The organism is Chlorobiota bacterium, from assembly GCA_016710285.1.
Taxonomy (GTDB): domain Bacteria; phylum Bacteroidota; class Ignavibacteria; order OLB7; family OLB7; genus OLB7.
In genome coordinates this window covers 2,209,701-2,228,284 of record JADJXR010000001.1, presented here as the reverse complement: position 1 = coordinate 2,228,284, position 18,584 = coordinate 2,209,701, and the positions used below count along the sequence as shown (strand labels likewise).

The window sequence follows — 18,584 nt, the reverse complement described above, 5'->3', positions numbered from 1 at the left end:
ATTTCAACTCTCAGTTTTACCGATCCAGCACGTTCAGCAACTCAGGATAGTGGTGGGGACCTTCCACGGTGTCAACGTGGATGAAGGCGACGTTGACTTCGGGAACCCGTTCGGCAGCAAGGCGAACATTGTCGGCAATCTGTGCCGACTTGGCTGTTGAAAGGTCCCCGTGGCAGGCAATGATAATCTCGAAATGGAGTTCGCTTCCCAAATAATGGCCCCGGCAAAAACGGATGGCTTGCACCCCCGCAACCGCCGCCACCGCTTGCCGCACCGCATCAATCACACTATCGGAAGGGGAACGGCCCAACAGCATATCAAGATTTTCGCGGACGATCCGAACCCCGCCAATCAGGATGATAATGCCAACGATCAACCCAGCGATTTCATCGGCTTGGTAGAATCCCACCGCCGCGCCAGTAACGCCAGCAAGCGCGGCCAGCGAGGAGAGGACATCGTTGCGGGAATCCACCGACATTGCCAGCACCGCAGGGCTTCCGGCTGCGCGCCCAACACGCTGCTGCCACCCCGCCAACACCAGCTTGCTGGCGATTGCCACCCCAAGGATTCCGAACAGCCACGGGCTTACTTCGTGGTCGTGCTTGGAAAGGAATTTCACGATGGATTCCTGCAGGACCTCCACCGCCAACACGCAGGCAATCACCGCCAGCACAAACCCGGCAATCGGCTCGGCACGGCTGTGGCCAAACGGGTGCTCGCGGTCCGGAGCCTTGCGCCCAACGCGAACGGAAACCAGCACGGCGGTGGAGGAAGCAACATCCAACAGGGAGTTCATGGCATCGGAAAAAAGGGCGACCGAACCGCTCATCAGAAATCCCCAAAATTTCAGCGCGAACAACAGCACGTTGGTTGCCAGCGAAACGGAGGTGACACGGGTTAGCGACACAGCAAGCGCGAGAATAACAGTGAACCGAAATTGTGCGGAAGGCACGACGCGGGGGCAATATAGAGAGAACACCCTGTGGCCACCATCGTTGCCCATCCGACTGCTCCGCCGTAGATTCCCACCATGCAATCCACAACCGACCCTGCATCGCTTCACGCCCGGCTTTCCGCGCTGTTCGCCGGTGCCTTTGGCTTCCCGGCAGCATCCATCCAGAACCTTCGGGCCGACGGCTCGGACCGCAAACTCTATCGGCTTATCGGCGGCGATGGGACCACCGCTGTTGGGGTGTTCGGCCCCGAGCCGGAGGAGAATCGGGCGTTCCTTTCTTACTCGCGTTCGCTCCGTTTGGCGGGGCTTCCGGTTCCGGAAATTTATGCAGCTGATGAGGCGGCGGGGATCTATCTGGAGGAGGATTTGGGGGATGTGACATTGTTCGACCTGCTGAGCCAGATGCGCACCGGCAGCCAATTCCCGGAAGAGGTGATTCCCTTTTATCACCGCGTGCTGCGGTTGCTTCCCCAGGTTCAGGTGCGCGGTGGGGCGGTGATTGATTATTCGGTGGCGTGGCCGCATCCGGAGTTCGACCGCCACGCAATGATGTGGGACTTGAATTACTTCAAATATCACTTCCTGAAGTTGGCCCAGATTCCATTCCACGAGGGGAGGTTGGAGGAAGATTTTGGGCGACTGTGCGATTTCCTTCTAACGGCGGACCGTTCCCATTTTTTGTACCGCGATTTCCAGTCGCGGAACATCATGGTGCGCAACGGGGAGCCGTGGCTGATTGATTATCAGGGGGGCCGGCGCGGTGCGTTGCCGTATGACGTTGCCTCGCTGCTGTTCGATGCCAAAGCGGCAATCCCCCCGGCCTTGCGCCAGCAGATGGTGGAGGAGTACTTGGACGCTTTGGAGGAGTTGGTTCCGGTGGATCGGGCGGAGTTCCGCTACCAGTTTCGCGGGTTCGCGGTGGTGCGGATTCTTCAGGCAATGGGGGCGTATGGCTACCGGGGCTGGTTCCAGCGGAAGGAGCATTTTCTTACCAGCATCCCCTACGCCCTGGCCAACATCACCCAGCTGTTCGCCGACGGGCTGCCGGTGGAACTTCCAGAAATCACCAAAGCACTTGCCGCTGCCGTCATCCACTGCCAAGCATTGAATGAAGGGAAGGAGGAAGGAAGGGCGGTGACGGATCCATCACCCCAATCATCAGCCACGGCGCAGGGATTGCCGGAGCGCGGCCTTACCGTTCACATCACCAGTTTCAGCTACAAGCGTGGCGGGTATCCGGCGGATGGGACCGGGCATGGCGGAGGGTTTGTGTTCGATTGCCGCAGCCTTCACAATCCCGGGCGATACCCAGAGTACAAAAGCCTGACGGGGAAGGACCGGGCGGTGGTGGAGTTTTTGGAACGGGAGAAGGAAGTTGAGAAGTTTTGGCAGGACGTTTGCGGTTTGGCCCAGCGGTCGGTGGCGGCGTATCTGGGGCGCGGGTTCAGCGACATCAGCCTTGCGTTTGGGTGCACTGGCGGGCAGCATCGGTCGGTCTATTTTGCGGAGCGATTGGGGGATTATCTGGGCAAGCACTTCCCCGCCGCAATCGTTGAAGTGCGCCACCGCGAATCGGGCAATTGGCCTTCGGCTGGTGGCGTGCAATCGTAGGGAATCCGGGTGGATGCAAGGCCAATGGTGGAGCATCGGCCTTGCAAAAAATCACCCCACCGCGGCTTCATCAAGCGTAAGGGTGCGGGCATCGCCATCCAGCGTGGCCAGCCCCCCCACCGGAATCGTCAGCTTGCTTTTGATATGCCCGATTGGAAGCCCGTACACCGTGGGAATCCGCAACGGTTCCAGAATCCCCCGCAGCACCTGCTCCAGCGATAACGACACCGCAAACTCCCCTCCCCGGGTGCGTGCCTCGCATTTGGTGAACCGCCCCAGCGCAACGCCGGCGCACTCCCCTAATTTTCCGCTTAGGGCAAGCTGCATCAGCATTCGGTCAATCCGGTACGGTTCTTCCTCGATTTCTTCCAGGAAGAGGATGTTGCCCCGCAGGTCAATCTGGTAGGGGGTTCCCATCAGTGCCGCCACCAGCGATAAATTCCCCCCCACAAGCCGCCCCTGCGCTTTGCCCGGGACAATCGTTGCGGCGCGTGCCTCGCTGAAACGGATTCCGCTGAATTCCTCGCTTTCATCGAACGTCCCCGCCGCTTGATTGGACATCACCGTGCGCCGGAAGGAATCCAGCGTGTAGGTGTCGAAGGTGGAGGTGGCCACCGGGCCATGGAAGGCAATCACACCAGATTTTTGGAAGATTGGATTGACCAGCGCGGTCAGGTCCGAGTAGCCGATGATGATTTTTGGGTTGGCGCGAATCGCCTCGAAGTCAAGCAGTGGAAGGATTCGCATCACGCCGTAGCCGCCGCGCACCGCCATCAGGCATTTCACTTCTGGATCGGCAATAAACCGCATGAATTCATCAGCACGTTCTTGATCCGGCGCGGCAAGGTAGCCGAAATCTTTTGTCAGATGGCTCCCTGTTTTCACCGCAAACCCCAGCCGCTTCAGCGTCTCGGTCGCCTCCAGAATCTCCCCACGGCTGACTCCACTTGCCGGCGCAACAAGGGCAATCGTGTCGCCAGGCTTCAGCATCGGGGGTTTCAGCAGGGGGCGCGGCTCTTCCTTTTTTCGCCGGCGTGGTGTTCGCCTCGGCGCGCTGGTGTCGGGAAGGATGCCGGTGGTATCTGGCGAAATCTGGGAACGGAGCGTTTCCGGCAAAAGCGCGCCCCCCAGCAGCCCAGTAACGGCAGTGGCGGCGGCGGTGCGAAGGAAACCTCGGCGGGTGCGGTTGTTCATTGGCGCAATCAATCGGCGGAGCGTTCAAGGTTGGCCAGGGCTTGCTCAACGGCGGATAGATCTTCCGGCGTATCCACCCCAATGCTGGCGTAGTTGGTTTTCACGCAGATCATCGGGATTCCCAGGGCCATCATGCGCAGTTGCTCAAGCTGCTCAATCTGTTCAAGCATTGCGGGGGGCGCGGCCACGAACTGCTGCAAGGCTTCGGCGCGGTAAGCGTACAGGCCGATATGCCGGAACCACGCCCCTTCGGCCAACCATTCCTCCGGCTTTTTCCCCCGGCAGTGGGGGATTGGGCTTCGGGAGAAATAGAGCGGAACGCCATCATCCCGCATGGCAACTTTCACAACGTTTGGGTTCAGCAGATCGTGTGGGCTGGTGATGGGGGCAACCGGAGTTGCGCAGCCGAACGTGCCTGGCAACACGGCATCAATCATGGCATCAATCAGGGCTGGCTCCACCAGCGGCTCATCCCCTTGCACGTTCACCACCACATCGGCCTGGCCGTACTGCTTGGCGGCTTCGGCAATCCGGTCCGATCCGCTGGGATGGTCGGGGCGGGTCATCACCCCATTCCCCCCAAACCCGTGGACGTGGTCCAGGATTCGCTGGTCGTCGGTGGCAACAAGAAGGTGGTCCACCAAGCGGGCCTGGCAAACGCGCCGATACACCCGCTCGATAAGGCTTACGCCAGCAATCGGCACAAGGGGTTTGCCCGGAAACCGGCTGCTGGCAAAACGGGCGGGGATCACGGCCAGAACGTTCATCGGTTGCTGCAGCGGTTGGTCCACGGTTGCGATTTCTGGATTGCTTCCCCCGGGGGAATCACTCCTCAACCTCCCCAATCACTTTCGGGACGCTGAAGAATCCTTCGGTCTTCTTCGGCGCGTTCCGCAAGGCTTCGGTTGGGGGAAGCATTGTTCCCGGGGTGTCGTCACGCATGACGTTAAGTTCTTCCAGCGAGCTGGTCATCGGGGCCACGCCTTCGGTGTTGGCTTCTTCCAACTGCTCCACGTAGGAAACGATCTGGTTGAATTGCGCGGTGAAATCCGCTAACTCCTGCGGCGTGAACCGGAGCTTTGCCAGGCGGGCAATATGCTGGACTTGATCGGAAGTAATCTGGGACATGGCTTGATTCTGAGTGTTGTGGGATCGAAGATAATCAGAGGGCGGGGATAAAAAACAGAGTAGCACCGTTACGATAACGGTGCTACTCTGGAAAAAAACGGAACTATACCGCTCACCCCACACAGTATAGTTCCCAAAGGACTAGAGAGCTCACCCCAAACTCTAAAGTCCCGAACGAAGGCCAGGTGTTGGTGCCCCGGACTCTTCGACGGCAAATATACTGTTGTCGTGAAGGAGAAAGCAACCCTTTGCAAAAAAAAAATTTGCAGATGTAACAGCCACACCACCATCGCCCCAGCATCACCACCGGAAGGCGATGCCGATGGAGCCGTTCAGATTGGTGCTGGTGTACAGCTGGTCGCGGAATTTGGTCCAAAGGAACCAGGAGGAAACCCCGGCGTGGAGCGTGGCCCGCTCCCCTGCGCGATACTCCATTGCCACCCCTGCGGTGCCAAACGGCCCAATCTGGGTTCCCCCTCCGCCAAGCTCCAACGAAGCATTCAAGGATTCCCCGATGTTGAACAGGGTTGGGGCAATCCAAAGGCGACCGTAATTCAGGATTGGCGTGGTTAGGAACACCGTGTCGGTGCGTGCCCCGCCGGTATTGGTGTGGTACATCAGCCCAAACTGAGTCTCCCCCACAGCCGCGCCAGCACTCAGTTGCGGCAACGATTCTTGGCTTTGCATGGCGTAGCTGATAAAGCCTTCGCGGTCGGTCAGGGTGTTTTGAAGATTGGGCAATCCACTCAGTTTTGGCAGCGACATTCGGAAGTGATTGCGCAGCCCCACTTGCCAGCGGTAATTGCTTGGCGCGCTTGCTGCCGGGGCCACCGTGGCCGAACGCATGGCAATGGTGGGGGCGTTGATAAGCAGAAGGCTATCCAGCACAATCGCCGGATGCGGAGCACCGTAAAGCGGCAATGATTGCACCGCAGCCGAAGTATCCCCGCTTGCCACAAATGCCGGAGCCGTTGCCGATTCCGGCGTGGCAGAAGAAACCCACACGGTGTCGCGCAGCACCACAGTGCGGAGCTGCGCAGGGCGATTCCGCAAACCCTCTATCTGGACGCGCGCGGATTCGTATTGCTGGGCAGTGCTGGCAAGCTGCTGCTGTAGTTCCCCAACGTGTCCGCGAAGCAACGCAACCGAATCAACCTCGCCAGCCGCCCACACTTCGTGCGGTTGCGCCACCTGCGCCGCCGTTCCATTGTTGATGATCTCGGTTCGGTTGAACAGCAGATAGCCGATCCCCACACCCGCAACCAGCAGCACCCCCGCAACCAACGCACGAACCGCAGGGCGTGCCGACCAAGCCAGCGGCGAAGCAATAGAGGCGGATGTTGCTGAAGCTGATGCTGATACCGCCGCAGCCGCCGAAGCACCCGCCGCCGTGCCAACAGCCGCATCAATGCCGGCCAGCCCTTGCAGGATTGCCGCATCGGCTCCCGGGGGTGGGGCAACGCTTCCGCGCACATTGGAAAACCCGCGTGCCAACCGAATCTGCTCAATCAGCATCCCCCGTTTTTCCGGCGAGACCGATAGAACGTGCAGCAGTTCGGCGGCCTCCGTTTGGTTGGTAAGGTCGCCGCTCAACAGCGCGATGATCTGTTCTTGTATGGTCATTTGGATAGAGTGTTATTCGGTGTTCGTTCCGGTTGTTTTCCGCTACCGCCCCAGCACCGGGCGCAAAATCTTCTGCAACGCCAGCTTTGCCCTGTAAATCCGATTCCGGACCACTTCGCGGCTTACCTCAAGCTGGGCGGCGATCTCCTCGTAGGAATAATCCTCCAACTCAAACAGCAGGAACGCTTCGCGGTACACCGGGTTAATCCGTTGCAACGCGGCTTCCAGATACTCTCTCATCTCGGTCTGGTCTTCGTCGGAAGCAAGCTCCAATTCGTCGGGAATCGGCTCAATCCGGCGCGCTGTTTCCAGATGCCGCAGGCAACGATTGCGGGCGGCCCCGAACAGGTAGTTCCGTGCGTTGTGGATTGGCTGGCGGTCGCGGCAGGTGCGGTAAAAATTCAGGAAGATGTCCTGGTAGATATCCTCGGCGGCTTGGGCATCCCCCAGCATCAGCAGGCAGAAGCGGTAAATCCCCGTTTTGTACTTCTGGAACAGCGTGGTGAAGGCCGCATGATCCCCCGCACGAATCCCTTCAACAAGGATTTCATCCTCCCTGTTGCTTGCTTCGTGCTGTGCCATGGTTGAAGACGCTGCCGTTACTGCCACCGCTGTTTCTCCCGGAATCAATCTGCCGCCAAACCGCTGGCGGAATGCTGCCCACCATTGGGATCGCCATTGAACCCACTACTGTAGAAGACACCGATCCCCCTAAAAATTCTCACCCCCCCTGAAATTTTCTTTTCTCCCCCCCTCGTATCTTCGCGGCAATGAACGCTACCCAGTACGTTATCTCGCTGCCGAACTTCGAGGGGCCGTTGGATCTGCTCCTGTTTTTCATCAAGCGGGATGAGCTTGACATCTACGACATCCCCATCTCCCAGATTACCGAGGAATTCCTGGTGTACACCCATGCATTGCAGATGCTGGACTTGGAACAGGCCGGGGAGTTCATCGTGATGGCCGCCACGCTGATGCAGATTAAGGCCAAAATGCTCCTGCCAAAACCGGAACGGGGCATCAACGAGGAGGAGGAAGAGGACCCACGCGCCGAGCTTGTGCGCCGATTGATCGAATACAAGCAGTACAAGGAAATCGCCGAGCAGCTACGCAACCGCGAGGAGGAGAACCGCCTGGTGTTCTACCGCCAAAACTTCCTTGCCGATGAACGGGTGATTGAGCCAGAAACCCCGGAAGAAACCTTGCGGAACGTCACCCTGTTCGACCTGCTGACCGCCTTCAAGAAGGCCGTGGACCGCGCACGCAAACGGAAGGATATCCACGTTGTGGAACGGATTGCTTACACCGTGGAAGAACAAACCGACTACATCCTTTCCATCTTCAACCAACGCTCGCAAGTGACGTTTTTCGAACTGATTGACCGCCTGGATAGGATGGGAATTATCGTCACAATGCTGGCCTTGCTGGAACTGATTAAAAATAAGTTTATTGCCTTCCATCAGGATGACAACTTCGAGGACATCCTGCTGTACAAACTCTAAACTGTACAAACTCTAAACCAGCGGCGCAGCAACACGCGCCGAACAGCCGTGGCAAGGGGGCATTCGCTCCCCAGACAACTCCCTTCCCCCCTTGTCCGAAGCACGAACATTGAACCAATGGCCCGACAACCATACATCACCGACGACCCACAGCTGCTGAAGCCAGTGCTGGAAGCACTGATCTTTGCCAGCGAAGAACCGCTTCCGCCACGGATGCTGATCCGCTTGATCCTGGGCGACCAACCGGACGGAAAACTCCGCGAGGAACCCCCACCCCTGTTCGCCGAAGCAAACGGAACCGAAGAAGCCAAACCAACCGAGAATCCCGAGCAGCCCCCCACAGCCGAGGAAAGCCTTGAGGCCGAAGCCGAGGACCTTGCCGAAGCGTTCGAGGAAGCCGAGGCACGCTCTGCCGGGCGGCCATCGCGCAGTGGCCGAACGGAGACGATCAACCAGAAATATATCCGGCGGCTGGTTGAGGAACTGAACCTTGAGTATGATGAATCGGGGCGTGCGTTCCGGATTGTGGAGGTTGCCGGCGGGTTCCAGTACGCCACCATCCGCGAGTACGGGGAATGGGTGGCCATGCTCTCCAAAGAAAAACTCCGCCGCCGGCTTTCCCCCGCCGCGCTGGAAACGTTGGCGATTATCGCCTATCGCCAGCCGGTTTCTAAGCCGGAGATCGAGCAGATTCGCGGGGTGAACTGCGACCAAGTTCTGCTGTCGCTGCTGGAGAAAAACCTGGTGGCAATCACCGGGCGAAGCGAAGGGGTGGGCCGCCCGCTTCTTTACGGCTCCAGCGATGATTTCCTTCGCTGCTTTGGCCTGAACAACGTGGGAGATTTGCCAAAACTGCGCGAGATCGAGGAGCTGATGGAAGAAGATGCCTTCAGCGCCGAACGTGCCGAGGTTATCACTGTTGACGAGGCCACCGAGGTTGCCGAAATCGAGGCACGCGTTGGCGCGGCCGGAAACACGCCGGACCAAGCCACCGCCACGCCAGAAGGACCGCAGCTTGCCGAAGCAGAAACCGCCACGGATCACGCCGAAGCAAACGCGCCGGAAGAGGTTCCCCAGCAATAGAACCTTCCCCCCTTCCTTCAGCCTTTTCTTCCCCACGCACGCCAAAACCTGAACACTGAATCAACCAACCGATACGCCGATGAAGACCCAACTACGCTTACTGGCCGCGCTGATTGCCGCAACCCTGATCGCCTGCGGAAACGCCGAAGATGAGACGCTGAAACAGCAGCTGGTCCAGCAAGGCTTCAGCCAGGAAAAAGCCGCACAGCTAAGCAGCATGCAGCTTACCGACCAAGAAATCCAGGAGCTTGGCCAAGCAAAACGCGCAGGGCTGGACGAAGCCGCCGCGATTGAAATGGTGAAAAGCATGCACGAACGGAACCTGAAGTTCGACTTGGGAAGCACCGTCGAGGCGATGTCGCCGCTGGGCCTTAGCCCAACGGCCATGACCCAACTAACGGAGATGGGCGCGCTCCCCAACTGGGCCGACGACATCCGCGCAATGAAAGGGGCGGGGATTGGCGAGGAAGCCATTCTTGAGCTTTCCAAAATGAAATTCAAGGAGAACAAAACGCTCCTTTCCGGGCTGGAATACTCCACGCTGAAACCGGTCCAGATGTCCGATGCCAGCATTCTTACCTTTGCCCGCAAAGGGGGAAGCTACCAGCAGCTGCAGGAAGTCCGGCTGCAACGCCAGCTGGGGAAATCAGAAGTGGAGGCCCTGAAGTCGGTGGGAATGTAAACCGGGAACAACCCTCATGTTCGGCAGCCCACATCCTTCCCCACTGAAACGCGCTGCGCTGATTGGCGGCGTGCTGATGATTGTGGCAACGATTGCCGCTGCGGTCATCCGCGACCACCTTGCCGCGCCAATCAGCATTAGCGGAGGGGAGCCGATGGAGATGGCGTTGATGGATATCCCACTCTACCTGCAAACCGCGCCGCAGTGGAAGGAGGTCCGGCTTGGCGGAAGCAACGAGGCGTTCAGTTCCACCGGCTGCGTTGTCTGCTGCGTCAGCATGGCGCTGGCCCACCACGGAATCGCCATTCCCCCCGATGTGTTGAACGCCCAGCTGGCCCTGAAAGGGGGATTCACCGAACGGGGCTGGCTGCGCTGGCGTGCGGTGGAGGAGCTTACCAACCACGCAATCACCATCGAGACCCCGTACCCCAGCCACCAAGAAATTGATGACGCGTTGAAGGCTGGCAACCCGGTGATTGTTCGGGTGATGATCGGCGCGGCAATCCCCCACTGGGTGCTGGTGGTTGGCAAGCGCGGGATGGAGTATCTGATGAACGACCCGCTGGGGGAAGGCATCGCCGCCGAACCCCTGCGCCGGTTCCGCAGCGAGATCAGCGCGGTGAGGATTGTGAGGAAAAACGGATAGAGGGGGGGGGAACAGAGGTCGGCCAGCCGATTTGCTCACTCGCTTTCCATCATTTTCTATCACTTTCCATCCATCGCCCGCCGTACGTTTCACCGCAGTTTCCAGCAACCAACTTCTGTTTTCTTCCATGAACCGTTTCCGCTTTCTTCCTTCCCTTCTTCTGCTGTTCTGGTTGCTTCCGGCTTCCAAAATTTTGGCAGATGGGAACTCCATCCGCGATGGCGTGCGGATGCCGGCGGTGGCGGGGTCGTTCTATCCCGCCAACCCCGACACGCTGCGGCGATGGGTTGGCGAATTCCTCCGGACCGCAGCCGCCACGCCAATCCGCGACGGCATTGTTGGCGTTGTTGCGCCCCATGCCGGATACCCGTACAGCGGCTGGGTTGCGGGGGAAACCTACCGCCAGTTGCAAGGGAAGAAGTACGACGCAGTCATAATCATTGCGCCAAGCCATTACCGCTACTTTTACGGAGCCTCGGTCTTCAATGGCGTGGGGTATGCAACGCCGCTTGGGGTTGCGCGGGTTGACACCGCATTGGCCCGGCTGGTGGCAACCGGGCAGAAGAACGTTGGCTTCTCCGACCTGGGCCACCGCTGGGACTCCGCTTCGCCGGAACATTCGATTGAGGTCCAACTCCCTTTCCTGCAAACGGTGTTGCCGGGCGTGCCGGTGGTTCCGGTGGTGATGGGAAGCCAAGATTTCCCCACGGTGGATCGGCTGATGCGGGCTGTGGTTGGCGCGGTTCGTGCCGCACGGAAGCGGGTGCTGCTGGTTGCCAGCAGTGACCTTTCCCACTACCACCGCACCGACACCGCCGCCAGGCTGGACAGCAGTGTGATTGCCGCATTTTCCCGTTTCGATTACCACCTGATGGGGATGCGGTTGTTCGGGAAGCAATGGGAAGCGTGCGGCGGCGGACCGGTGATGGCGGTGATGATGGCCGCCGAGCAACTTGGCGGAACGGTTGCCTGCCCGCTTCGCTACATGAACTCCTCACAGGTTGCCGCCGGCGCATCCCGCCCCGACCGGGTTGTGGGATATATGAGCGGAGTGATCGTGGCTGGGGCGGGCGCAGATAGCCCCCAATTCCTCCTTCCCTCGCTTACCGAAGCCGAGCGGGCGGGGCTTCTTCGGGTGGCAAAAGCAATGGTGGAAGCATCCGTCAACGGGGCAACGCCGCCGGCATATCGCCCCCTGACGGCGGGGCTTGCGGCGGAGTATCCGGCGTTCGTCACCCTCACCAAGCGGAAGGCATTGCGGGGGTGCATCGGCTACGTGATCCCCGATGGCTCGCTTCTGGCAACCGTGCAACGTGTGGCTCCAATGGCAGCCCTGAAGGACTCACGGTTCCAACCCGTCAGCCCGGCGGAGTTGCCGGAGTTGGAGTATGAAGTCACCGTGCTGTCGCGGTTCCAACGGGTGTTGGATACCGCCCAGATTCAGCCCGGGCGCGATGGGGTCTATCTTCGTGTGGGGACCACCACCGGGATATTCCTTCCGCAAGTCGCCACCGAGCAAGGGTGGGACCGCACCACACTGCTGCATCAGCTTGGCCAAAAAGCCGGGCTGGATGCCGAAGCCTTCCGCCGCGAGGATGCCGAACTCTACCGATTCGAAGCCGTGAAGATTGAGTAATCGGGTCAACGGCTCCGCGCACTTTCTTCCCCCCCCATTTGCAACAAGCGGGAATCACCAATTTTCAGCATTGGTGATTCCCGCTTGGATCAATTTGGGGCGCAGTAGCGCGACCCCGGACTCCGTTGGAATTGATAGTAGGTTTTTCGCTTGCCGCCGAAGGCTAAAGACCTTCGGCTACCCTCACATCTGAACTCTACTTTCCTCCCCCTTGTATCAGGGTTATGGCTCCGCTGGTTTCATGGCTGCCGATTGTTAGGCGGTAGTAGTAGGTTCCGGTGGGAAGCGTGTTGCCGTTGTCGGCGGTTCCGTCCCAGCGGATGGCGTAGTTCCCAGCGCGCAAATCTTCGTTCAGCAATCGCCGAACCGGAACGCCGGTGACGTCGAACAGAAGAAGCGCGGCCCTGCGCCCGGTAAGCGATGGCGGAACAACAAACCGCAGCGATGTTGCGGTTGCGAACGGGTTCGGAACCGCCGTTGCCGTAAGCTGCGTGCTTGGCATTGGGGTTGCGGGCGCATCGCTGCTTCCGTCGTTGATTGCGTACAGGGTGATTGGCTCCCCCGCTCTTGGGTTCCCCTCTTTGTCGGCAAGGTAAAGGTTCACCAGCGGTGGGCGCATGGAGTAGGCGGAATCGTGCATTCGGTTGTCGCTCCACTCCTCATCGGTCAGGCGTTTGAAGCCGGTGGTACGCTGTTCGTAGTAACTCATCACCGGCCCGATAAAGGATGTCGCGGTCCCGTCGGGAAGGGTGCAGGTGGTGACGGCCATATTTACCGGCCCGGTGGCAACGTGAACAACCCATCCGGTGGCGTTTCCATCCTTGTCGGTCGGTGCGGTGTGGATGTCGGCAATGATTCGGTCATCGGCGTTTGCGTCGTCCGGCCCGCCGTAGTACAGCCGCGTGTACCACCCGGCCAGCACCGTGGCACACCCCGACGGAGTATCAAAGATCATCGTCTTCAGGAACATCTCCTCCCGTTCGCTTAACGGCTGGTGCGCAAGTTCCTTCGTGGCGATTGATTCCAGAGTGTCCATCACTTTCCCCATAGCACCGAAGTAGCCAAGCATGTGCGATTTGGCGTTGGTGTCGGCAATCGCTATCCCGCTCAGCTTCTTCACAGCCACCTCACTTAAGGTCCGCACCGAGCGGTAGAATGCGGGGATCGGCTCAACAAAACTTTTTGGATAGGTGCAGGTGATGCCGCCGCTGTACGATTGCTTGGCATACAGCAGATTGTCGTGCCGAAGCTGTGCCCAGCTGGCAAGCTGCGTGTTCATTTTTTGCTGCCACCACGCGGCGGTCTGCATGAACTTCGGGAAGCCGCTGCGGTTCTTCGGCGGGTTCAGCGTTCGGATTGCGTTCAGCCAGCTGTTGTAGATGGAGCCGCTCCAGAAATCATCTTCGTAGGAGTCCACAAGGTAGCGGAGCGCGGCAAGGTTGGGGGCGTATTGATATTCCTTCAATTCGGAATCAAGGAATTGGGCCGCGGCATTGTTCCCCAACGCGAACAACACATCCAGACTGCTTGGCAGCATCCGCCGCATCTTTTGACCGTTGGAGATGATTTTATCATACACCACATTGCCGGTGATATAGCTATCAATCACGAACCGCTGACCAAGCAGCAAGAATGCGGTGGCGGGCTGGATCTGGTCGGCACTGTAGGGGTTCGACATCAAGATTTGCGAGTTGATCCGTTGTCCGGCAAACGGCTTTGTGAGAAGCGTTGTCTGGAAGTCCCTCCAAACAGCAGTGTCTTGCAAATCGGCGGCACTTCGTAGCCCTTTCTCCTGCATCAGGCCTTGCACATTCGGCAGCGTCACGTTGTCCGATTCGCCCACCAGCACGCGGATGGTTCCATCAATTTCTTCCACCAGCGGAAGCGCGTTTGCGGCCTGGGTCATGTCGGCAATCAACGCGGCATCAATGGTCTGGCGTTGGATATCTTCATCGCTAGGGCTTATTCCATCGGCTTGTGGTGCTGCAAGCCAGATTTCTGTTCGCCCCAGCCAGATCATCGCCTGGAAGTATTGGGTCAGCTCCTGCGATTCGGTGTAATGGCCGCGTGGGGTGAACTGGCTGAAATCAACAAGGCGTTGCGTTTCGGCAAACAGCTTGTACTTGTTCGGCTGTTCCTCCTTCACCATCAGCAGCAGGTCCTTCACCGGGACCATGTTTTCGGCAAACGTTGGCGGTGCGTTTTCCCCCAGCAGCTGGCGTGGGATGGAAAGGTACAGGTCAACATCGCGCAGGCTACGGAGCATTGTTGGGTTTGCGGCGTACTTCTTTTTCAGGGGTGAGATTTGGGCATGGAGGCGTTCCAGCAGTTGCTTCAATTGGGGGATCAGCGTTGTGCGTTCAATGTCCTTCAGCACGGCATCGTAGGACATGTGGAGCGCGTGCAGCACGGCATCGGTGCTGACAAACACCGGAAGGTCGCGGGTGTAAACGTCCAGCAGCGCGCTTCCAAAGGATGGATAGCTTAGCCGTTCGGAGACCATGAACCCATGCTTCTCGATCAACGATTTCTCATAATCAGTCAGGGCAAACTGTTGGGCGATGCTGTCGCCATACAGGGCGTTCGCAAGGCGGACGCGGGCGGTGCGGCGGAAGGGATCAACGGGGTGGCTGGTCTGCAATTGTTGCGAGGTCATTGTTTGCGATTCTTGGAGGAATCGGCGGTAGGCATCGCGGTCGAACTGCTGGGCACGGGCGGCCACACAGCAGATAAGCGACACCAGCAACGGCAGAACGAAATGCTTGCTTTGCATACGGGGAACTCCGCTTAGAGATTTATGTGAGTGAACGCGGGAGCAGGCAGGGAATTTACGTTGTAAGTTTGGGCGTTTGGTTATCGGGAATTGCTGAATAGGAAGATTCAGTAACAAAATACCGTTGCCGCTGTTATCTTCTCTGGCTTATCTTCGGATTCCATTCGCAGTACCCTTCTTCATCGGATTCGCAGAAATAGCTTCCGCGAACAACCCAGAGACACACGGCCTGGGGCGGCGTAACGCACCGCGCACAGTGCCACCATTGGCAGCAACAAGCCAAGTGACGCACAACAACAACTTCGTTCCAAAACCATAATTCAAAAGAGGGAGCAACTCTAATGAAGCAATCGCTATTCCTTGCAGCCTGCACCGCGCTGCTTGCTGGCGCGCCGGTGGCCGCCCAGCAGATCGCTCCGGCAAACGACCGGTTGGAGCGCATCCAGGATTGGAAAATCTCCGATCCGACACCGCTACCAAACCCTAACCGCCCGATTCAAGCGGCGGTTCAGGGTGCCCCGCTGAACCTTCGTGGCGGCGCAAAAGCCACGGGCCTTCAGGGCTACTACGATTACCAATCGAATGGCATGAGCCCGCACTGGCTGGCTGTTGATCCCAAGGATCCGCAGAAACTTCATGCGGTGTACATGCTGGCAACGGACAACTTCGACTCCGTTGCTATTTCCTCTTCACGTCGCGTTGGCTACACCTACTCCAGCGATGGCGGGGCAACCTGGAGCACCAATCCTGATATTGGTGGGATGCGGTTGGGCTTCCCGTACATCGAGCTCTCTGCCGATGGTGAGCCTTTTGTCATCACCCACGGCGATCTTACAAGCGGTGTGAGCGATGGCACCGGGGTGCGGACCTTGCTGTATGCTGCCGAGGCTGGAAAAACCGCCTTCAACCGCATCGCAAAATTCCCACGCCGCACCATCAGCAACCGCGATGGCGACGGCGGGGCAGGGGTGATTTGGCCCGCATTTGAGTTCAACCCGAAAGATGGCGGGACAACGGCTGTCTGCATTGCTTCGCTAAGCCCACGCACAGGCGAACAAGCAGCGCCGCTTCAGTTTAGCATTGCCAGCATCGGTGCCGATGTTGATAGCTGGGTTGATTTTAACGACAGCGTGCTTTGCGCCACCAGCGGCGGACGCTACGTGTTGGCTTCTTCTGCCGGAGGCAAGATTGGGATGGTGTACCATCTTATCGTTGATAACGAAGGCACCAACCAAGGCCGGATCGTTTTTAGCGAAAGCACCGATGGAGGGAACTCTTGGAGCGATCCGGTAGCGATTTTCGGCGGTGGAATTAACACCCAGTTCAATCTTGAAGGAGATGAGGACACCCTGACCGCAGGGAATGAGATGGATATCGCCTACGTTGGCGAGACAGCGCACGTGGTGTTTACCGGAAGCCTAAATAACCTTTACCGCTTCGAGAGCGTGTGGCATTGGGCTGCGGGCGAGAATGGTATCAAGCAGGTGGCAGCACCTGACTTCGCAAATCTTCGTGGTGTCTACACAATCCCAAGAATCAAGGCTCAACCAGGGTTCTCTGGCATCTCCTATCCAACAATATCCACCTCTGAAGATGGCCATGTCTTCATCGCATTTATGGCAGGCGGCCAAGTTGTGGATGATTCGGTTCGTGAGAATATCGTCAGCGCAGATGGATTCCTTTACTATCGCGTCTGGGGTGTTGGTTCGCCCGATGGTGGGGCAAACTGGGGCGATGCTTTCGTGCTGCAAGATTGGGCCGACATTGATGGCGGGAACACCGATAGCGCAAGCATCGAGTACCCATCAGCAGGCGAGGCGATGCGGAAAGTTGGGGACAACTATGAGCATCTTATGACCTTCCAAGCACGGCGCGACCCGGGGATGTACGCGTTTATCAGCGATGGCTCCGACCGTGGCCCGGGAAGCGAATGCTTCCAATATTTCCAACGCACGATGCTGACCGAGGCAAACTTCCTGAAGATTCCAAGCGCGGTGGATAACCACCTTGCAGTCACCAACCGCATGGCCATTAACAGCGCGTTCCCGAATCCAACAAGCGGCCTGCTGACGGTCAACTACACGTTGGTGGGTGGCGGTGAGGTTTCGCTGAAACTCTACAACTCATTGGGCGATGTGGTGATGGCCCCAGTCAATGCCGAAAACGGCTACAACGGCCAACACTCACGCACGCTGGACCTAAGCGGCGTGCCAGCTGGCCCTTACCGGATTGTCCTTAGCCAAAACGGCCAAAGCGTTTCCACCCCACTGAACGTGGTGCGGTAACATCGCCGGAGCCGTCCGGCTGGGCGGACAAACGATACTCGCTATTCTTGCGGAGGCAACGGCAACGTTGCCTCCGCATTGTTTTTGGCGCGCCCCTGAATGCTCTTGTGAAGATCCTCGCTTCGCTGTTGGAGTGCCCTGTTCATCGCGTGAAATCCGCGCAGCGTGTCGGCCCCAATCATCCACAGCACAAGCCGAACCAGCAGCCCCGTGAACTCCTCACGGTGGATCAATCGGCACTTGCCACCCGGCAGCGGCTCCAGCAAAAAACTATGCTCGCCAGCAAACATCCCGGGAACCGGAAGTGTGCCGCGCCAACGCAGCTCGCGCCCCGGCTGGCATCGAAGCACGACCGGGCGGAACACCTCCGTTCGGCGTGGGTTCAGCGCGGCACGGATCACCAGCCACTCCCCCTCCTTCGGGACTCCGCGAACCTCCGTGATAAACGGGTTCCACGTTGGGTAGCTTCCAAAATCTGCGAGAACTTCCCAGACCTGATTTGGCGAAGCGTTGATCTCAATTTCGGTGCGAAGTTCTTTCATGCTTCCCGTTGCTTCCGTGATTGCGCAAATTGTTCAGCCGCCGCTCCCTCACCTCACTTCCAGACAACATCCTTCCGTGATTGCCCGATAAACAGGCCAATCCCATCCCCCTCAATGTTCCAATTGATGGTTCGCTGGCTGCTTCCAAACAGGTCATCATCGTTGCCGTAATAGTAGGTGCGGTAGTAGTCGTAATAGGGTTCGTCCCACGCCACCGCTGTAACGCTTCCTTTGAAGACGTTATCGTTCCCCGGGGAAAGGAAGTTATCGTACGTCTTCGCTATCAGATAGCCGCTGGCGGTGGTGTCGCGCCAGTGCCAAACGTCGTTCACGTAGTCATAGTGGGAAGTATAATGGATGTCGTTGACGGTATCGCGAAGATTGTAGGTGATGGAGTATGCCGATCCTTGAACCGGGCGGACGTACGCCCAGATTGCGAAGGTTGAAAAATCATGCTCAAACACCTCCCCCTTCACCATCGTAAGGGAATCCACAACCGGAGGAATCGGAGTTGTTGTGCTGGCATGCACCGCCAGCCCTTTCCATGTTGCGCGCAACGTGTACCGCTGGCCAGCGGCCACGGTTAGCCCCTCGGCATTGTAGAACCCGTGCCCGATATGGCGCAGTGGATAGCTGTTCCCACCGGCTTCAATCGTTGCAACAACGTCGGTTAGCTCGGCAGCGGCGGGGTCGTACGGGACGTTCAGCGGCAGCGTGCGGGTGAAGCGGATGCTGTCGGCAGGTTCGCCAGCGGTGATGACCCCATACACCACCATCCGCTCCACGTACGGAACATCATCCGGCGCAACCCCTACTTCACACCCGCTTATGGCCAAGCCAAAAATCAGGAGGGAAGCCAGCAGCGCGATTTGCCGCACCGTGGCGCGTTGATGTTTCGGCCCCATAGCCATTGCTTGTTTTGGT

The 18,584-nt window shown here is 58.6% G+C and carries 16 protein-coding genes; 7 read left to right on the top strand and 9 right to left on the bottom strand.

Going from position 1 to position 18,584, the window contains the following annotated elements; translation table 11 throughout:
- Positions 1 to 16: 16 nt before the first annotated feature.
- Positions 17 to 907 carry a cation transporter gene (locus IPM61_08035; protein MBK8911268.1) on the bottom strand — a complete coding sequence of 297 codons (891 nt, stop codon included), beginning with the start codon at positions 905 to 907 and terminating at the stop codon, positions 17 to 19.
- 123 nt (positions 908 to 1,030) lie between these two features.
- On the opposite strand from IPM61_08035, the gene IPM61_08030 reads away from it, so the two are divergent.
- Entirely contained in the window at positions 1,031 to 2,566 is a 1,536-nt protein-coding gene (locus IPM61_08030; GenBank protein MBK8911267.1) for a phosphotransferase, read from the top strand.
- A 51-nt stretch (positions 2,567 to 2,617) separates the two neighbouring features.
- Here IPM61_08030 and IPM61_08025 read toward each other — a convergent pair whose 3' ends face one another.
- The 5 genes from IPM61_08025 to IPM61_08005 all read right to left on the bottom strand — a co-directional run bounded on the left by IPM61_08025 (position 2,618) and on the right by IPM61_08005 (position 7,093).
- Positions 2,618 to 3,760, bottom strand: coding sequence for an LD-carboxypeptidase (locus IPM61_08025; protein MBK8911266.1), 1,143 nt, complete (start codon positions 3,758 to 3,760; stop codon positions 2,618 to 2,620).
- A gap of 8 nt (positions 3,761 to 3,768) precedes the next feature.
- On the bottom strand, positions 3,769 to 4,527 hold the full coding sequence (kdsB, locus tag IPM61_08020; GenBank protein ID MBK8911265.1) for a 3-deoxy-manno-octulosonate cytidylyltransferase: 759 nt from the start codon (positions 4,525 to 4,527) through the stop codon (positions 3,769 to 3,771).
- A gap of 58 nt (positions 4,528 to 4,585) precedes the next feature.
- Complete coding sequence (gene gatC / locus IPM61_08015) at positions 4,586 to 4,888, bottom strand: Asp-tRNA(Asn)/Glu-tRNA(Gln) amidotransferase subunit GatC (protein MBK8911264.1); 303 nt, start codon at positions 4,886 to 4,888, stop codon at positions 4,586 to 4,588.
- Between the two features lie 300 nt (positions 4,889 to 5,188).
- Positions 5,189 to 6,511 carry a hypothetical protein gene (locus IPM61_08010; protein ID MBK8911263.1) on the bottom strand — a complete coding sequence of 441 codons (1,323 nt, stop codon included), beginning with the start codon at positions 6,509 to 6,511 and terminating at the stop codon, positions 5,189 to 5,191.
- A 42-nt stretch (positions 6,512 to 6,553) separates the two neighbouring features.
- Positions 6,554 to 7,093, bottom strand: coding sequence for an RNA polymerase sigma factor (locus tag IPM61_08005; GenBank protein MBK8911262.1), 540 nt, complete (start codon positions 7,091 to 7,093; stop codon positions 6,554 to 6,556).
- 188 nt (positions 7,094 to 7,281) lie between these two features.
- Here IPM61_08005 and IPM61_08000 point away from each other — a divergent pair, with 188 nt between their 5' ends.
- The 5 genes from IPM61_08000 (at position 7,282) to amrB (ending at position 12,060) form a co-directional block, all read left to right on the top strand.
- Positions 7,282 to 8,013: a segregation/condensation protein A gene (locus IPM61_08000; protein MBK8911261.1), complete on the top strand. Its 732-nt coding sequence runs from the start codon at positions 7,282 to 7,284 to the stop codon at positions 8,011 to 8,013.
- A gap of 117 nt (positions 8,014 to 8,130) precedes the next feature.
- Entirely contained in the window at positions 8,131 to 9,096 is a 966-nt protein-coding gene (scpB, locus tag IPM61_07995) for an SMC-Scp complex subunit ScpB (GenBank protein ID MBK8911260.1), read from the top strand.
- A gap of 79 nt (positions 9,097 to 9,175) precedes the next feature.
- On the top strand, positions 9,176 to 9,778 hold the full coding sequence (locus tag IPM61_07990) for a hypothetical protein (GenBank protein ID MBK8911259.1): 603 nt from the start codon (positions 9,176 to 9,178) through the stop codon (positions 9,776 to 9,778).
- 16 nt (positions 9,779 to 9,794) lie between these two features.
- On the top strand, positions 9,795 to 10,424 hold the full coding sequence (locus IPM61_07985) for a C39 family peptidase (protein MBK8911258.1): 630 nt from the start codon (positions 9,795 to 9,797) through the stop codon (positions 10,422 to 10,424).
- 127 nt (positions 10,425 to 10,551) lie between these two features.
- Positions 10,552 to 12,060, top strand: coding sequence for an AmmeMemoRadiSam system protein B (gene amrB, locus IPM61_07980; GenBank protein MBK8911257.1), 1,509 nt, complete (start codon positions 10,552 to 10,554; stop codon positions 12,058 to 12,060).
- A 196-nt stretch (positions 12,061 to 12,256) separates the two neighbouring features.
- On the opposite strand, the gene IPM61_07975 is transcribed toward amrB, so the two are convergent.
- Positions 12,257 to 14,833, bottom strand: a complete 2,577-nt coding sequence (locus IPM61_07975; protein ID MBK8911256.1) for a DUF3160 domain-containing protein — start codon at positions 14,831 to 14,833, stop codon at positions 12,257 to 12,259.
- Positions 14,834 to 15,174: 341 nt separating this feature from the next.
- Between IPM61_07975 and IPM61_07970 the strand changes: the two genes are divergently transcribed.
- A complete protein-coding gene (locus tag IPM61_07970) occupies positions 15,175 to 17,118 on the top strand; it encodes a T9SS type A sorting domain-containing protein (GenBank protein ID MBK8911255.1) in 1,944 nt (647 codons plus the stop codon).
- Between the two features lie 41 nt (positions 17,119 to 17,159).
- On the opposite strand, the gene IPM61_07965 is transcribed toward IPM61_07970, so the two are convergent.
- On the bottom strand, positions 17,160 to 17,660 hold the full coding sequence (locus IPM61_07965) for an SRPBCC domain-containing protein (GenBank protein ID MBK8911254.1): 501 nt from the start codon (positions 17,658 to 17,660) through the stop codon (positions 17,160 to 17,162).
- 53 nt (positions 17,661 to 17,713) lie between these two features.
- A complete protein-coding gene (locus IPM61_07960) occupies positions 17,714 to 18,565 on the bottom strand; it encodes a DUF4249 family protein (GenBank protein MBK8911253.1) in 852 nt (283 codons plus the stop codon).
- Positions 18,566 to 18,584: the final 19 nt, after the last annotated feature.

What these genes read in the sequence shown, in the direction of transcription:
- IPM61_08030 (MBK8911267.1), top strand. Translation starts at nt 1,031, where the DNA reads ATGCAATCCACAACCGACCCTGCATCGCTTCACGCCCGGCTTTCCGCG.
- IPM61_08025 (MBK8911266.1), bottom strand. Translation starts at nt 3,760, where the DNA reads ATGAACAACCGCACCCGCCGAGGTTTCCTTCGCACCGCCGCCGCCACT.
- kdsB (MBK8911265.1), bottom strand. Translation starts at nt 4,527, where the DNA reads ATGAACGTTCTGGCCGTGATCCCCGCCCGTTTTGCCAGCAGCCGGTTT.
- gatC (MBK8911264.1), bottom strand. Translation starts at nt 4,888, where the DNA reads ATGTCCCAGATTACTTCCGATCAAGTCCAGCATATTGCCCGCCTGGCA.
- IPM61_08010 (MBK8911263.1), bottom strand. Translation starts at nt 6,511, where the DNA reads ATGACCATACAAGAACAGATCATCGCGCTGTTGAGCGGCGACCTTACC.
- IPM61_08005 (MBK8911262.1), bottom strand. Translation starts at nt 7,093, where the DNA reads ATGGCACAGCACGAAGCAAGCAACAGGGAGGATGAAATCCTTGTTGAA.
- IPM61_08000 (MBK8911261.1), top strand. Translation starts at nt 7,282, where the DNA reads ATGAACGCTACCCAGTACGTTATCTCGCTGCCGAACTTCGAGGGGCCG.
- scpB (MBK8911260.1), top strand. Translation starts at nt 8,131, where the DNA reads ATGGCCCGACAACCATACATCACCGACGACCCACAGCTGCTGAAGCCA.
- IPM61_07990 (MBK8911259.1), top strand. Translation starts at nt 9,176, where the DNA reads ATGAAGACCCAACTACGCTTACTGGCCGCGCTGATTGCCGCAACCCTG.
- IPM61_07985 (MBK8911258.1), top strand. Translation starts at nt 9,795, where the DNA reads ATGTTCGGCAGCCCACATCCTTCCCCACTGAAACGCGCTGCGCTGATT.
- amrB (MBK8911257.1), top strand. Translation starts at nt 10,552, where the DNA reads ATGAACCGTTTCCGCTTTCTTCCTTCCCTTCTTCTGCTGTTCTGGTTG.
- IPM61_07975 (MBK8911256.1), bottom strand. Translation starts at nt 14,833, where the DNA reads ATGCAAAGCAAGCATTTCGTTCTGCCGTTGCTGGTGTCGCTTATCTGC.
- IPM61_07970 (MBK8911255.1), top strand. Translation starts at nt 15,175, where the DNA reads ATGAAGCAATCGCTATTCCTTGCAGCCTGCACCGCGCTGCTTGCTGGC.
- IPM61_07965 (MBK8911254.1), bottom strand. Translation starts at nt 17,660, where the DNA reads ATGAAAGAACTTCGCACCGAAATTGAGATCAACGCTTCGCCAAATCAG.
- IPM61_07960 (MBK8911253.1), bottom strand. Translation starts at nt 18,565, where the DNA reads ATGGGGCCGAAACATCAACGCGCCACGGTGCGGCAAATCGCGCTGCTG.